We start from the raw sequence: 15837 nt of genomic DNA, 5'->3' as shown, positions 1-15837 counted from the left end.
CCTCAGGTGTTTTGACGACCCTCGATCAGTCGGTCGACCAAAGAGGGATCAGCCAAGGTCGAGGTGTCACCCAAAGCCCCGTAATCGTTCTCAGCCACTTTGCGCAGAATGCGCCGCATAATCTTGCCAGAGCGCGTTTTGGGCAGACCATCGGTGAACTGGATATGGTCGGGCGTCGCGATCGGGCCAATTTCTTTGCGAACATGCGCGCGTAGCTCAGCATAAAGATCGTCTGAACCTTCCTCGCCTGCATTCAAGGTAACATAGCAATAGATGCCCTGCCCTTTGATATCGTGCGGATAGCCCACCACCGCAGCCTCTGCGACAAGATCGTGCAGGACAAGCGCGCTCTCTACTTCGGCTGTTCCCATCCGGTGGCCCGATACGTTTATGACATCATCGACGCGGCCCGTGATCCAATAATAGCCATCGGCGTCGCGCTTGCACCCGTCGCCGGTGAAATACTTGCCTTTGTAGGTTGAGAAATAGGTCTGCACGAAGCGTTCATGATCGCCATAGACGCTGCGCGCTTGGCCCGGCCAGCTATGCGTAATGCACAGATTGCCATCGGTTGCCCCTTCCAAAACAGCCCCCCCGTTGTCGACCAATTGCGGACGAATGCCGAACATGGGCAAGCCGGCGCTGCCGGGTTTCATGTCGTGCGCCCCGGGCAAAGTGGTGATCATACAGCCACCGGTTTCGGTCTGCCACCAAGTGTCGATGATTGGGCAGCGCCCCTCACCCACAACATCGTGATACCAGCGCCATGCCTCGGGATTAATCGGCTCACCCACTGACCCCAGCAAACGCAGCGAAGAGCGATCACGACTGGTCACAAACTCATCGCCTTCACGCATCAAAGCGCGGATCGCGGTAGGCGCGGTGTAGAGGATATTGACCTTGTGCTTTGCCACAACGTCCCAGAACCGTCCAAAGTCTGGATAGTTGGGCACGCCTTCAAAGACGAGGCTGGTGGCCCCGTTCAGCAGCGGCCCATAGACAAGATAGCTGTGCCCAGTGACCCAGCCAATATCGGCGGTGCACCAGAAAATCTCGCCCGGCATATAGTCGAAAATGTAGTTGAATGTGGTCGCCGTCCAAACGCCATAGCCACCGGTCGTGTGCAGGACGCCTTTGGGCTTTCCGGTCGACCCTGAGGTGTAGAGAATAAATAGCGGCTCTTCCGCCTGCATCACTTCGCAAGCGACATCGGCATCGGATTTAACGTCGTGAAACCAATGGTCGCGCCCGTCCACCATGGGCACGCCCAAGCCCGTGTGCTGGACAACAAGTACGCCCTCTACCGCGACACCTTCACGCTCCAATGCGGCATCAACATTGGCTTTGAGGGGCACGCTCTTAGTCCCCCGCAAACCTTCATCTGCGGTCACAACAAACCGGCTTTCGCAATCGGTGATCCGTCCCGCCAGCGCTTCGGGAGAAAAGCCGCCAAACACAACGGAATGGATCGCGCCCAGCCGCGCGCAGGCGAGCATCGCGGTCACGCCCTCCACGATGTTGGGCATATAGATCGTTACCCGATCACCCTTTGTCGCGCCGATGGCTTTGAGCGCGTTGGCCATCTCCACCACTTCGGCAAAGAGCTGCGCATAGCTGAGCGAGCGCGATGGAGTTGCGGGGTCGTCGGGTTCAAAAATGATTGCGGTCTGATCGCCGCGTTCGACCAAGTGCCTGTCGACCGCATTATGACACAGATTGGTTGTGCCATCAGCGAACCATTCAATGCCAACCGGATCGTAGGACCAGTCACCACCCTTCGATGGTTTCTGCATCCAATCGAGCCGCTCGGATTGCTCAAGCCAAAAGCCGTCGGGATCAGCGATAGAGCGATCATACATCGCGGAATATTGCTCCGCTGTACAATGGGTCTCACGTGCTGCGGCTCTCGTTGTTTGTGGGCGCTTCACGAAGTCGCTCATTGGTTAGTCTCCCTTTGGATCAGATGTAGAGGCGCGCGCGCCATCCTGTCCATATTTTCTGAGGTCATCAGGCGTATCAATGTCGATCAACCACTCAGGTGGGCAAGGCGTCACGTAACCTGTGCGGATCAGCGACCGGGCGCCCTTGTCTGCGGTACAATTCCTAAGGTCTTCAAAGGACGCCGCGTCGAAGATCGCGGGCGGCATTCTGGCGGCTTCTTTGGCTGAAACAGCAATGGAAGCTCCTTCAATGTGAGTCTGTACAAGCACTTCGAAATGAGCGCGTGGGACCAGCGGCATATCGGCAAGCGCAATCAGCAAGCCATCGCACTTTGCCTCGGTTGCCAGCTGAGCCACGAGAGCAACCGATGTGCCCATTCCCAATGCCGCATCGGGGTTCGTAACGACTTCAAAACGACTTTCGCGCCAAGCTGGTTCGCATTGATGACTCGGCTGTGAGCTGATCACCCAAGCATTTGAAAACATCTCGCGCGGGATCGCACACACCGTATGTTCGCCTAGGGGCGCGCCGCGAAAGACTTGAGCGAGCTTATCCTCCTCGCCAAATCGCTGCGAGGAGCCAGCGGCAAGGACGGCCACGCCAATTCGCAGGTCAAGCAAGGGCGGCCTCGAAGTCCGTGTTCTGATAGGTGCGGATCACTTCTGCCAGCGTTGAAAGCGCGAGCGTTTGTGGATCGCGAGAAGAATGGAATAGGCCAATCGGGGCGTGGATAGTCGCGAGTTGATCGTCGGTAATGCCGCGCCTCTTTAATGCCTCACAACGAAATGCATGTGCCTTTCGCCCGCCCATTGCGCCGAGGTAGAAATGCGGCAGTTCGAATGCTCGAGCCATCAGCTCAATCTCCCAATCGTGATCGTGGAAGAGGAAGATGGTGGCGGTCCAGGGGTCGCCAACAACGTGGTCAGTTTGATCGACCCTCTTGAGCAATTCAGCGCCGATCCCCTCTTCCTCAAGCGCCGCAATGATACGCTCATCCGGGGTCAGTATATGTGTGGAACAACCAAGGGTTCGCGCTTGCATGGCAAGCGCCTGCAAACCCGCACCGTGCCCGATGATCTGCAATCGCGGCCCCGGCCAATGGCCAAATACGCCTTCGGCGCTTGCGGGTTCAAAATTCGACGCCCGCCAACCGTCCACGTGCTGAGCGCCCTCTGAATTGACCGAGATTGAAAATGGTGCACGCTCGCGCAGTGAATTTAGGCATGCAGACGCGGTCTCACCTGCACCCATCGGCGCGAAGTGCAGATCAAGCCCGCCCCCACACGGCAGCTTGATATCAAGATAAGGTGATCCAGCCCCAAAACGCACGACGCGCGTGGCGCCAGCTATCAAAGCCTCAAGAGCTTCTGCAACAACAGCGTTTTCAATGCAGCCGCCTGAGAGCGAGCCTGCAAAGCTTCCATCAGCGCATATGCCCATGACTGTGCCGGGACCGCGCATCGAAGAGCCCTCTACCGCGCAGACCGTGACGAGCACACAAGATTCGCCCCGCAGCGCTGCCTCATGCAGAAATTGGCAAACTTGGTTGAGGTCCACAGCCGGTTAAGCGCCCCGCCTACTCACTTTGTGCAGCGAGGTAAGCGATAATGGCCGCGCGCGTATCCGCATCACCCACGGTGCCAGCCAGCATGTCTGTTCCCGGCACGGTGCCATCTGGATCAGCAAGATAGCGGTCAAGATTGACCTCATCCCAAGTCATATTCGCCGCCTCGAGCGCTTCGGAATAAGGATAGCCTTCGAGGCCGCCTGCGACACGGCCAACGACGCCGTGCAGGTTCGGGCCAGCCGTCGAAGATGCGCCCGCTTCGATGACATGGCAGCCCGCACAGCGCTGAAAAGCGTCTTCGCCCATCGCAACCAAATCAATCGCCGCATCGCCAGTCTGAGCTGCAGCTGCAGGGGCCGCTTCGCCAGGCTCTCGCACCACGATCTGTTCCACCACTTGTGGTTGTTCCGATGATCCGCAAGCCGTCACGAGCACTGTCAAAAGCCCTGCGGTGAGCACCGCCTGATTGCGCATAAATAGTCCCCTCAAACCTTGATGTGCAGCCTTATGCGAACTGCTTGGCAATCGGCAGTTCACGAAGGCGCGTGCCAGTTGCGGCAAAGATCGCATTGGCAAGCGCTGGCGCTGCGGGCGGCAAGCCAGGCTCACCCGCGCCGCCCACTGGCACATCGCCGCTATTGATGATGGCCACTTCAATCGATGGCACCTCGTTCATCCGGAGCATTTTGTAGTCGTGGAAATTGCTTTGGACGATGGCGCCGTCTTTCAGCTCCAACTCACCATACATGGCTGCGGTCAGACCAAAGACGATGCCGCCTTCGATCTGGTTTCTAAATCCATCGGGATTCATCACATAGCCCGCATCGCACGCGGCCCAAATGCCGGTAATCTCAGGCTTGCCGGACGCCATATCGACCGCAATCACCTCAGCGACGATCGTGCCGAAGCTTTCAACGATGGCAACGCCCATATGGACGTCACCTTCGCGCACAGCGTGCCAGCCGCTCATCTCACCCACTTTTTCCAATACCGCTTTGTGGCGCGGGGAGTTGTTCAACATGGCAAGGCGAAATTCGAGCGGATCTTTGCCGCCTGCATGCGCGGCTTCGTCGATGAAGCTCTCAATGAAAAAGCTCTGCTGAGAATGGTCAACGGAACGCCATGCTTGGAAAGGCAAATGCAGTTCCGCCTCCGCCACGCGAATGGACGTATTGGCGATGTCATAGATTGCAGGGATGCAGGCCTCCGCTGGATCATGGCGCTGAGTGAAGACGCTGTCATACGCGATCAGCGATCCGCTCTCATCCAGACCGGCGCGCATGCGGCACTGGTCTGCGCAACGGTAAAGCGCTTTTTGCGTGTCTTCCTCGCGGCTCCAGATAAGCTTCACAGGATAGCCGGTCGCCTGTGCAACACGCGCTGCCATAGAGACATATTCTGCGCCAAGCCTGCGCCCAAATGCGCCGCCCAGATAAGGGTGATGGATCACCACATCATCCGCGCCCAGACCCAGCGTTTCAGCAACAGCGCTGCGCGCCATCAAGGGCACCTGCGTGCTTGTCCAAATGTCGCATTTGCCATCCGCTACATGAGCGGTGCAATTCAGCGGCTCCATCGGCGCATGGGCCAAATAGGGCGCTTTGTATTCAGCATCGATTTTGGTCGCAGCATTGCCCAGCGCGTCTTGCACATTGCCTTTTGCTGCCGCTTCTTCGCCGCCCGTTTCGCCTGCTGCGTCTAGCGCCGCTGCAAAGATGGCGAACTGATCGTCCATCGTTTTCACAGGACTATCGGACTGGCTCCACTCAATCTGAACCGTGTTCACCGCCTGTTGTGCTTGCCAATAGCTATCCGCCACTACGGCGACGAAACTGCCCATGTTTAGGATTTGCAGCACGCCGCCCATACCTTCAGCACGGCTTGCATCCATGCTGGTCACTGTGGTTCCGGGAACAGGCGGACGAATGACAGCCGCATAGGTCAGGTCGAGCCCTTCAGGCTCGGCATCTATGCCGAATTCGGCAGTGCCGTTGATTTTCGCAGGGATGTCCGTTCGCGCTTTGCTACGGCCCATCAAACGGTATTGATCGCGCGTTTTCAGTGTTGGCGATTGATCCATGGGCTGTTCAGCGGCAGCGGATGCAAACTCTGAATAAGGCGCAGATTTACCAGAGGCTTCGTGAATAAGTGTGCTGTCGCGCGTCACGATCTCTGCCGCTGGCACGCCCCAACTGTCTGCCGCTGCGCCAACGAGCATCTTCCGCGCAGCCGCACCTGCGATGCGCATTGAGAATTGTCCGGTGGTGCGGATTGAGGATGACCCGCCGGTGATCATTGCGTCAGCGGCTCTGGCCATTTGAGTGAACAGGCCATTCCAAGTTGGCTCAATCCAGTCAGCCGCATTCAACGTAAACGGTGCCAAGAACATTCGCGCCGTGTCCGTGACAACATAGCTGCCGTCAGCGGGCGCTTGCATCACGCGAACATTATCCCAGTCTGCGTCCAGCTCATCTGCGAGCATTTGGCCAAGCACAGAATGCGCGCCCTGCCCCATCTCGCAATGCGGGACGATGGCTGTGACGATATTGTTGGCGTCGATCTTGACCCAGCTGTTGATCAGTTCTTCGCCCGCGCCCGCAACCTTTGGCGCAAGGCTGTCAATCGGATTGCCAGGACGCACGCCGATACCAATCAGCAAGCCACCGCCAGCAAGCACGCCAGCGCCAATAAATCCGCGGCGGCTCCATTTGCCCAATTTTGAACGCTCTTGTTTCTCAGGAGACATATCGTTCATGGATCAAGCCTCCTCTTCACGCGGATTAACCTGCCCGGCGGCAACTTTGATTGCGCGCCGAATGCGAGTGTATGTGCCACAGCGGCAGATATTGCCCGACATCGCTGCATCAATGTCATCATCGCTTGGGTTGGGTTTGTCGCGAAGCAGAGCTGTTGCGCTCATGATCTGGCCCGATTGGCAATATCCGCATTGGGGGACTTGCTCGCTGACCCAGGCTTGCTGAACCTTGCTCAATTCACCGTCCGGCCCACCAACACCTTCGATGGTCGTAATCTCGCGCCCTTCGGCCTGTGACACTGCGGTCGAGCATGAGCGCACGGGCGTTCCGTCCAGATGCACGGTACAAGCTCCACATTGAGCAATTCCGCAGCCAAATTTGGTCCCCGACATGCCGAGTTTCTCACGCACGACCCAAAGGATCGGCATAGCTGGATCAGCTTCCACCTCCACCGGTTGCCCGTTCAAGATAAAACTCGCCATTGATAATTCCCCGCAGATGGTGTCGGTTGCACTTCGCAATTTATCCGACGGGCTGCATTTTGGGAAGAGCCAATGGCTGAGATCACATTCGATGACTTTTTGGCAGTCGATATTCGCAAAGGCACCGTAGTGGAGGCCGAACCTTTTCCTGAGGCGCGAAAGCCCGCGATCAAATTACGTGTCGATTTTGGACCGGAAGTCGGGGTGAAGAAAAGCTCCGCTCAAATCACCGATCACTACTCGCCAGATGCGCTGATTGGCCGCGCGGTGATGGCAGTGGTGAACTTCCCTCCGCGCCAAATTGGGCCTTTTATGTCGGAAGTGCTCGTTCTTGGCTTTGCCGACAAAGATGACGCAATTGTACTATGCGCGCCCGATCTCACTGTGCCAGATGGTGCGCGATTGATGTGAAGCGGTGTCGCGCGTAGGCTTTGCATTACCTCAAATTTTTTGGGTTCCTATGGGGGGAAGAACACAATGGCCGTATCCGATCACGTCGATCTAGAAACTTTCATGGAAGGCGTGAAAAAGCGCAATCCGGGGCAAACTGAATTCATCCAAGCCGTTCACGAAGTGGCGCAGGACATCTACGAATTCATGGCCGACAAGGTTGAATATCACGAAGCGCAAATCCTGCGCCGCATTGCAGAGCCCGATCGCATCGTTTCGTTCCGTGTCTGCTGGGAAGACGACAATCACAATATCCGTGTGCAGCGCGGCTGGCGTGTGCAGAACAACAACGCAATCGGTCCCTACAAAGGTGGCATCCGTTTCCACCCGAGCGTGACCGAAAGCGTTTTGAAGTTCCTCGCTTTTGAGCAGACCTTCAAAAACTCGCTTACTGGCCTGCCTATGGGCGGCGGCAAAGGTGGCGCAAACTTCAATCCGCGCGGCAAATCTGACGCCGAAGTGATGCGTTTCTGCCAAAGCTTCATGTCTGAACTCTATCGCCATATCGGCCCGAACACCGATGTTCCCGCGGGCGATATTGGCGTCGGCGGGCGCGAGATTGGCTATATGTTCGGCCAGTACAAACGCCTCACCAATCGTTGGGAAGGCGTCCTGACAGGCAAGGGTCAGGAATATGGCGGATCGCAAATGCGACCCGAAGCAACCGGCTATGGCGCGGTCTATTTCCTGCGCAACATGCTCAAACATCAAGGCATGGATGTCGAAGGTCATAGCGCTGTGATTTCAGGCTCGGGCAATGTCGCCACCCATGCGGCGGAGAAAATCACGCAATTGGGCGGCAAGGTTTTGACGCTGTCCGATTCAGGTGGTTTCATTCACGATCCAGACGGCATCGATCAGGAAAAGATCGATTGGGTAAAGCACCTTAAAACCGTCAAGCGTGGCCGGATCTCCGAATATGTTGATGAGTTCAAAGGCGCTGAATACCACGAGGGCAAGCGTCCTTGGGGCATCGCCTGCGACCTGGCTCTCCCTTGCGCAACGCAAAACGAACTCAACGAAGACGAAGCGAAAACGCTGGTGAGCAATGGCTGTAAAGGCGTCTCCGAAGGCGCCAATATGCCAACCACGCTCGACGGTGTGAAAGTCTTCCACGATGCAAAGATCATGTACGGTCCTGGCAAAGCGGCCAATGCTGGCGGCGTTGCAGTATCGGGTCTCGAAATGAGCCAAAACTCAGAGCGGATCAGCTGGAATCAAGAGCGTCTGGGCGACATGCTCACCGATCTGATGGAAGGCATCCACGAAAAATGCACTGAATATGGCGACCAAGGCGATGGCTATGTCGACTATGTGAAAGGTGCGAATATCGCCGGCTTCAAGAAAGTCGCCGACGCAATGTTGGCGTTCGGCGTGGTCTGACCCCGCGCATATCAGCGAATGAAAAAAGGGCGTCCCTTATCGGGGGCGCCCTTTTTCGTTGCTCGCGATTGTTCTTACTGAATGCCGAGTTGAGCTGCTTGACGCCGTAGCTCGTCCGCGTTTTCCGGATTTGCCGCGACCGCTTTCGCCAAAGCTTCGCGCGCTTTGCCGGTTTCGCCCAAGGTCATTCGGCTGCGCATCAGCATCACCCAACCATCAAGATTGCCGGGTTCATTTTCGAGCCGTTCTTCGAGACCAGCCACCATTCCAGCGACCATCTGATCCTGCTCACCCGGTGTCATTCGGCTCGCATCGGCAACTTGCTGAGCTGTTGGCCCGCGGACATTAGCCGATGCAGAATCACCTGCTGCCTCGCCCGAACCGGGGATCAGCACTTCTGGCGCGCGCGCTCCGTTAATCGTGGCGATCCGCGTTTCAACTGCGATGTCATTGATTGCGCCGACCTGCTGGATGGTCTGAATTAAGGACGCTTCCCATGGCGCGCCGGGTGGTGTGTCCGAAAGCAGCGCCAGCCAGGCCGAAATCGCCCCGTCGTGATCGCCTTCCAAATCCAATTTCACTGCGGCAAAGTAGCGCGCACGCGGGTCACTTGGGTCAAGTTCTAACGCTTTTTCAAACGCTGCGAACGCCTCTGGGGGCAGTGGGTTGGCCGCCGCTTCCGATGCGTCCGCGGCGTAGGCAATCAACTCGCCAAGCGCTGACCAAAGAGCCGCCTCGCTTGGATCGATCTCTATCGCTTTCTCATAAGCAGCTGCGGCTTCGGCAAATTCACCGCGCTCATAATGCGCAAATCCCAGCTCCGCCCAAGGGCCCGCATCATCATCGGAACCTTCCGCTGCCGCGCGAAGAGATTCCATTGACGGCGCACCATCACTGGCGACTTCAATCGATTCGTCACCGTCGCTGCTGCCATAGACATTGTAACCAACCGAGCCTGCGGCAAGAACCGCAGCAGCGCCGAGCAATATCCATCCGGCTTTTGAGCCCGAAGATTCTTGGTTTGCATCCATAGTCGAATTATTTGCACCTGATCCCATGCGTTTTTCACTAGCAACCAGTGCAGAAAACAGCAATTCTCTCTGGCATTAAGATGCACTTTCTCTATGGTGAGGGAGTGTGAAATCTATCCAAAGGGGGGGATAGATTGGGGGATTTGTATAAAGTCGCCATAGTTGGCTCCGGCCCCGCCGGGATGAGTGCTGCTGGCCGTGCCGCCGCGCTGGGCATTCCGCATGTGCTGCTCGAAAAGACAGATCACCTGTCGGACACGATTTTCAAATACCAGAAGGGCAAGCACGTCATGGCGACGCCGTCCAATCTGGTGCTCAGATCAGATATGGATTTCGACGCTGGCAAGCGTGAAACGATCCTCGGTATTTGGGACGAACAAACCGAAGGCCACAAGGTCAACGTCAAATACAATGCAGAGGTCAACAAGGTCGAAGGCGAAAAAGGCAATTTCACGATTGGCCTGAAGAATGGCGAGAGTGTGAAAGCTGAAACCATCGTTATCGCCATCGGGACGCAGGGCAACCCCAACATGTTGCGTTGCCCTGGCTCAGAACATGAGATGATCCAATATCAGCTCGATGATCCCGGCGAGTATTTTGACGAGCATATCACCGTCGTTGGTTCCGGCGATGCAGGGATTGAAAACGCGCTAGGCCTTGCCGCCGATGACGCGCAGCGCAATGTCGTCACTATACTCAATCGCCGCGATAGCTTTGCCCGCGCGAAAGCGGCCAATGTCTCTTTGCTGGAAGAGGCTGAGCAAGATGGCCGGATTAGCGTCCGGCGCGAGACTTCGCCTGCTGAAGTAAAAGATGGCGAACTTGTCCTCGAAACGCGTGATGGCGAAGAGACGATCAAATGCGACCGGATCATCGCTCGCACCGGTTCGCAGCCGCCACGCAAGTTTGTGGAATCGATGGGGATCGAGTTCACAAGCGAGGAGCGCAGCGCCTTTCCAAAGCTCACTCCCGCATTTGAATCGACCAATCCCGGTATCCATGTAATTGGCGCTTTGGCGGGCTATCCACTGATCAAGCACTGCATGAATCAGGGTTATGATGTCATTGAGTTCATCAATGGAAACAGTGACCTAAAACCCGCTGATGAACCAATTCTGCAAGCCAAATTCGCTCCTCTTCCCGGCGACCATTCGGTTGAACATTGGCTCGATGTATTTGGCGGGAATGTCGCGGTGTTCAGCGGGCTTTCCTCGCTACAATTGCGCGAGTTGATGCTCGATTCCACCGTCCATTCTTATGATGCAGGCGATGTGATTTTTCGGCGTAATGAGCCGGGTTCCTCACTTTTCACCATCGCGCAAGGATCCGTTGCGGTTGAGATCAATCCAAACGATCCTTCCATCACCGTACCGATTGAGCAGGGCTCGATCTTTGGCGAGGTTGGTCTGATTTCAGGCCGTCGTCGCGGCTCAACTGTTCGTGCGGCTGAGCCAGTGGTGGCGATTGAGTTGGCTCGCAACGCAGCGCTGAAATTGATCGCGACTTCGCCTGAAGCCGCAGAAGCGGTGAACCGGATCGCAGTGGAACGGCAATTGTTGCAAATGTTCGGGTCAGGTCTGACACCCCAAGACATCGCGCCCCTCGTTGAGGCGGCTGAAGTGATGGACGTGAAGGCTGGTCAGGTCCTCATTCAAGAGGGCGATGACGACAAAGAGGTCTACATCATCCGACGCGGGTCGATGATTGTTGAAAAGCAGATTGGCGAGAAACCCGTCTTCCTGTCCTACCTTCCCGCTGGAAGTTATGTGGGCGAAATGGCCGCAATTGATGGCTCTTCGCGCACAGCCACAGTGAAGGCTGCGATCAAGGCCGAAGCTATTCGATTGCCGGGAGAAGAGTTCGCCGCATTGCTCGATCGCAATCCAACCTTGCGTGAGAAAGCGCTGAAGGAAATGGACGGGCGGCGCAAAACCAACGCCTTTATCGAAAGCCGCAAGGATGAGTTTTCGGGCGCAGTCGATCTCTATTCGGAAACTGCGCAATTCCTCGTTGATGAAGGACTTGGCGAGGCAACCGATGTCCTGCTGATCGACGAAAAGCTTTGTATTGGTTGTGATAATTGTGAGCGCGCCTGTGCCGATGCGCATGAGGGGCTGTCGCGTTTGGACCGTGAAGCGGGCCGCACTTATGCACATTTGCACGTGCCGACGTCATGCCGCCACTGCGAACATCCTCACTGCATGGCCGATTGTCCTCCCAATGCGATCAAGCGCGGACCTGATGGCGAAGTCGTGATTGACGACACCTGCATTGGCTGCGGAAATTGCCAACGCAATTGCCCTTACGGCGTAATCCGAATGGATCCGAAACCGCCGGAAAAGCCGTCACTATTGAAATGGCTATTTTTCGGCAGCGGACCGGGACCGGGCGAGGCATCGTATAAATGGCGCAAAGAAAATGGCGATCCTGAGCAGCCGAAACAGGCGATCAAATGTGATATGTGTTCGGGCATCGATGGCGGCCCAGCCTGCGTGCGCGCGTGCCCAACGGGCGCTGCAATCCGCGTATCGCCCGACAAATTCCTGACCTTCACGAAGCTGACAGAGGACGTCGAATAATGGCTAGCGTCCCCAATAATCGCTTCAAGCAGGATGAAGCGCGGCGCAATGCCGATCATGTCAGCTTTCTGAAGCACAAGAAGTTCCGCTATCTATGGTTGGCGCTGATCCTCTGCATCGTTAGCGGGCTTGGCTATGCGATGATTGACCAAGAGCCGCGCCCCAATGGCGGCAGCTGGTATGGCTATACGCTTGGCACAATCGGACTGGTGCTGATCGTCTGGCTCTCGCTACTCGGAGTGCGCAAACGCAAAATGACCACAGGCGCTTGGAGCCTGAAGGGCTGGACTTCGGCGCATGTCTATCTCGGCCTTGCGCTGATCGTTGTCGGCACGCTCCATACCGGATTTCAAATCGGCTGGAACGTGCACACGCTGGCCTATGTGCTTATGATGCTCGTGATCATCACGGGCATTTATGGGGTGATTGTCTATGCGACTTTGCCCAGCACGCTCTCCTCCAACCGCAATGAAATGACCCGCGCGCAAATGCTGGAGGCGTTGACTGCGCTTGACCGGCAATTGGAAAGTGCAGCGCAGCCATTGGACCGCGCGCAGTCTGATCTGGTGATCGATGCACTGGGTCAGGACGTGTTTTACGGCGGCGTTTTCGCGCGGTTGTTCAATGCCTATCCGGGTTGCAAAACCAACAAAGCGCTGCGCGGTGTAGCCGCAGCCGTTGGGGGGACTGATGGTCCCGAAGAACGCGTGCATGTTCTCTTACAAAAACGCGCTGACCAGCTCGGCCAAATCCGCCGCCACCTTCGCATTCGGGCGCTTCTCGAAGTGTGGCTCTTCATCCATATCCCGGCGACAATTGCATTGCTCGCCGCACTGCTCGCGCATGTCGTGAGCGTGTTTTATTATTGGTGAGGGCGAGCGCTGTGGCATTCCTGATCCGAACCATCGATTTCACCTCCTCTGGTCGAGAGATCGTGCGCGATCGCACGGTGGATCAAGACGCGCTGACGATTGGCCGCGCGGCCGAAAATGACATTCACTTGCCCGATCTTGCGGTCGAGCAACACCATGTACGTCTGTTTGATGCAGGCGGCGGAATGCTCAGTGCTGAGGCCGTTAGCGGTCTTGGCTTTGGGATTGATGGACGTGTTGAAGAACACGCAGAAATCGACCCCAATATTGGCGCAGAACTTTCACTTGGTTCCGCACGCCTCGCCATATCCCGTGACGCGGATGGTCCCGTGCAGATCGTTATCAAGCAGGTTGAGAAGGACGCAGGTGCCGGCGATGCTCTTGAAGGGTTTGCCCTCGCCAGTGCGATGCCGTCGAAACGGGCTGTTGCCTGGATCGGCTCTCTTGCCATTTTCATCCTGCTGCTTTCGGTGCCTATCTTTACGCATCTCACCCGTGATCCGGTCGAAAACGACCCAGACAATCCGATGGAAGGTCAGGTTCTATTTGATGCGGCGTGGAGCTCAGGAGAGCTCAGCATGGCTCACCATGACCTAGAGGAGAATTGTGAGGCCTGCCACGTGACACCCTTCGTTTCGGTGCAGGATGAAACCTGCCTGACCTGTCATGAGGAATTGGGTGAGCACGCGCAAATGCCTCGCCTCAAAGAGGGGATGCCACCGCTTAGCCAAGGCGATGCGATCCAGTGGTCAATTGCTGAGACGCTGGGCAAAGAAGGTCCATTGGGCTGTGTCTCATGCCATTCCGAACATGAGGGCCCGGTCAAGCTTGAGGCATCAAACGAAAAGTTCTGCGCAGACTGCCACAACGAACTGGATGCACGGCTTTCCAACGCATCTTTCGGAAACGCGGCTGATTTCGGGAAGAAGCACCCGCAATTCCGCCCGCAATTCTACACCGCGCACTTCGATGAAAAGCCGAACCGTGTATCGCTCGACCAGCCCATTCAGGAAATGAGCGGATTAATCTTCCCGCACGATGTCCACGTATCCGAAAATAGCGGCGTTGCCCGCATGGCGATCAGCCTCGACCAGTATGGCGCACCGCTTGAATGCAGCGATTGCCATTCTGACTGGAGCGATGAGGCGCTGATTGTGCAAGTCGCCGAACAGGGCGGAAAGCCATCCGATTACGGCGATTTTGCGCCTGTAGAGATGGAGCCTGCATGTGAGGCCTGCCATTCATTGGTGTTCGATCGCGCCGGTCCCAATTTCCGCTCGCTTCGCCACGGGGATGTCGATGATCTAATGGCAGATCTTGCGACCATGAATCGTGGCCCAAGCCGTCCGCGGGTCGAAGGGCGCAGCCGTCCGGGCCAATTTGCGCGCGGTGGCCGTTATTATTCGAACTTTGGCCGCCCGATGAGCGCTTACATCGCGATCAATCGCGCGCTCGAGCCAACTGGAGTATGCGGCGAATGCCATATCCCGACCAGCACCAATGGCAGACGTGACCTCACACCGGTAAATCTGCCCGACCGGTTTTTGATGCATGGTTATTTCAGCCACGCAGCGCACGGCGATGATGTGGCGGAATGCACCGATTGCCATGCAACAGACACGTCGGGTGAAGCCACCGACCTGCTAATCCCGGATGTGGAGAGCTGTCGCGATTGCCACCAGGGCGAAACGGCGAGCAAAACCGAGGAAATCACTCCATCAAGCTGCGCAATGTGCCATGGTTATCACACACCAACCATGCCTTGGCGGCCAGAGGATCACCCTGATCTCCCCGGAAATGGCGGAAGCGACTCTGTTGCTGCCATCCTCAGCAGTCTAAGACGATAGAAAGAAGGAGCAGGTGAACGCGACGTGTTGATTGCTCAGATTACTGATACGCATGTCGGGTTTGAACCCGAAGCGGGCGAGAATGAGTTCAACTTCGTTCGCTTTCGCAACGTCCTTGGCCACCTGCTGAGCCAGCCGGTCCAACCCGATATGCTGATCCTTTCGGGTGATCTCACCGATGGCGGGCAGCCTGAATGTTATGATCGCATTCGTGATCTGGTTTCAGAATGCCCCTTCCCAGTTCACGTCATCCCGGGCAATCACGACAGCCGGGAAGAAATGCTCAAGGCGTTTCCCGAATGTCCCGTGGCCGACGGCTTTGCGCAATTCGCGATCGAAGAAGATGGCTTGAGGATCGTTTGCGTCGACTCATTTGAGCCCGGTCGCCATGGCGGCGCATTTTGCGAGGTCCGCGCAGCATGGTTGGCAAAGGAACTAGCCGCGCATCCGGAAACGCCCACCGTTATCTTCATGCATCACCCGCCCGTGGTCGCAGGGATCGAATGGATGGATCCCAAGCCGCACGAGGCATGGTTTCAGAGATTTCGTGACACAATCAGGGGCCACAAGCAGATCATCTCTGTCCAGGCCGGACATTTGCACCGACCATTGCACACGATGATTGAAGGCATTCCGTTGAGCGTGACGCCAGCCGTCGCACCCGCAGTCGCGCTTGATCTGCGGCCAATGGACACAGACGTGGCAGACAAGCGGCCTATCGTTGCAGCGGAACCGCCCTTTTACAGCCTGCATCTTTGGAAAGACGGTGAGTTTGTCTCCCACTTCCAGCCCGTAGGCCACTGGCAAACGCTTGCTCGGTTTGAAGATCACCTAAAGCCGATGATGAAGGGCCTCTTCGCCGAACGCGAATAGAGGCAAGGCCGTATACCCAATCTTTGCCTAAAAAAGAGAGCCGCCAGGTCCCAGCT

At 56.7% G+C, this 15837-nt stretch carries 13 protein-coding genes; 6 read left to right on the top strand and 7 right to left on the bottom strand.

Features of this window, described 5'->3' with window-relative positions; genetic code table 11:
• Positions 1-2 precede the first annotated feature (2 nt).
• The 6 genes from acs to AC0V6N_RS01655 are packed head-to-tail and all read right to left on the bottom strand — an operon-like array spanning position 3 to position 6746.
• Complete coding sequence (acs, locus tag AC0V6N_RS01680; RefSeq protein WP_486169860.1) at positions 3-1940, bottom strand: acetate--CoA ligase; 1938 nt, start codon at positions 1938-1940, stop codon at positions 3-5.
• Positions 1941-1943: 3 nt separating this feature from the next.
• A complete protein-coding gene (locus AC0V6N_RS01675; RefSeq protein WP_486169859.1) occupies positions 1944-2561 on the bottom strand; it encodes a nucleotidyltransferase family protein in 618 nt (205 codons plus the stop codon).
• Entirely contained in the window at positions 2554-3498 is a 945-nt protein-coding gene (locus AC0V6N_RS01670; RefSeq protein ID WP_486169858.1) for an XdhC family protein, read from the bottom strand. The genes AC0V6N_RS01675 and AC0V6N_RS01670 overlap by 8 nt, the downstream gene beginning before the upstream one ends.
• A 19-nt stretch (positions 3499-3517) precedes the next feature.
• Positions 3518-3982 (bottom strand): c-type cytochrome, encoded by a 465-nt coding sequence (locus tag AC0V6N_RS01665; RefSeq protein WP_486169857.1) that lies wholly within the window; start codon positions 3980-3982, stop codon positions 3518-3520.
• Between the two features lie 31 nt (positions 3983-4013).
• Positions 4014-6263 carry a xanthine dehydrogenase family protein molybdopterin-binding subunit gene (locus AC0V6N_RS01660; protein WP_486169856.1) on the bottom strand — a complete coding sequence of 750 codons (2250 nt, stop codon included), beginning with the start codon at positions 6261-6263 and terminating at the stop codon, positions 4014-4016.
• 3 nt (positions 6264-6266) lie between these two features.
• A complete protein-coding gene (locus AC0V6N_RS01655) occupies positions 6267-6746 on the bottom strand; it encodes a (2Fe-2S)-binding protein (protein ID WP_486169855.1) in 480 nt (159 codons plus the stop codon).
• Positions 6747-6818: 72 nt separating this feature from the next.
• Here AC0V6N_RS01655 and AC0V6N_RS01650 point away from each other — a divergent pair, with 72 nt between their 5' ends.
• Both AC0V6N_RS01650 and gdhA read left to right on the top strand, forming a co-directional pair.
• On the top strand, positions 6819-7157 hold the full coding sequence (locus AC0V6N_RS01650) for a tRNA-binding protein (protein ID WP_486169854.1): 339 nt from the start codon (positions 6819-6821) through the stop codon (positions 7155-7157).
• Positions 7158-7223: 66 nt separating this feature from the next.
• A complete protein-coding gene (gene gdhA, locus AC0V6N_RS01645; protein WP_486169853.1) occupies positions 7224-8579 on the top strand; it encodes an NADP-specific glutamate dehydrogenase in 1356 nt (451 codons plus the stop codon).
• Positions 8580-8653: 74 nt separating this feature from the next.
• Here the strand turns inward: gdhA and AC0V6N_RS01640 are convergent, their stop codons facing one another.
• Complete coding sequence (locus tag AC0V6N_RS01640) at positions 8654-9673, bottom strand: tetratricopeptide repeat protein (RefSeq protein ID WP_486169852.1); 1020 nt, start codon at positions 9671-9673, stop codon at positions 8654-8656.
• A gap of 119 nt (positions 9674-9792) precedes the next feature.
• Between AC0V6N_RS01640 and AC0V6N_RS01635 the strand changes: the two genes are divergently transcribed.
• The 4 genes from AC0V6N_RS01635 to AC0V6N_RS01620 are packed head-to-tail and all read left to right on the top strand — an operon-like array spanning position 9793 to position 15781.
• On the top strand, positions 9793-12189 hold the full coding sequence (locus tag AC0V6N_RS01635) for a cyclic nucleotide-binding domain-containing protein (protein ID WP_486172404.1): 2397 nt from the start codon (positions 9793-9795) through the stop codon (positions 12187-12189).
• On the top strand, positions 12189-13061 hold the full coding sequence (locus AC0V6N_RS01630) for a hypothetical protein (protein WP_486169851.1): 873 nt from the start codon (positions 12189-12191) through the stop codon (positions 13059-13061). The genes AC0V6N_RS01635 and AC0V6N_RS01630 overlap by 1 nt, the downstream gene beginning before the upstream one ends.
• Positions 13062-13072: 11 nt before the next feature.
• On the top strand, positions 13073-14908 hold the full coding sequence (locus tag AC0V6N_RS01625) for a cytochrome c3 family protein (protein ID WP_486169850.1): 1836 nt from the start codon (positions 13073-13075) through the stop codon (positions 14906-14908).
• A gap of 24 nt (positions 14909-14932) precedes the next feature.
• Positions 14933-15781, top strand: a complete 849-nt coding sequence (locus AC0V6N_RS01620) for a phosphodiesterase (RefSeq protein ID WP_486169849.1) — start codon at positions 14933-14935, stop codon at positions 15779-15781.
• Positions 15782-15837: the final 56 nt, after the last annotated feature.

This window comes from Erythrobacter sp. S57(2025) (assembly GCF_057365055.1).
This window is presented reverse-complemented; position numbering and strand designations above follow the sequence as displayed.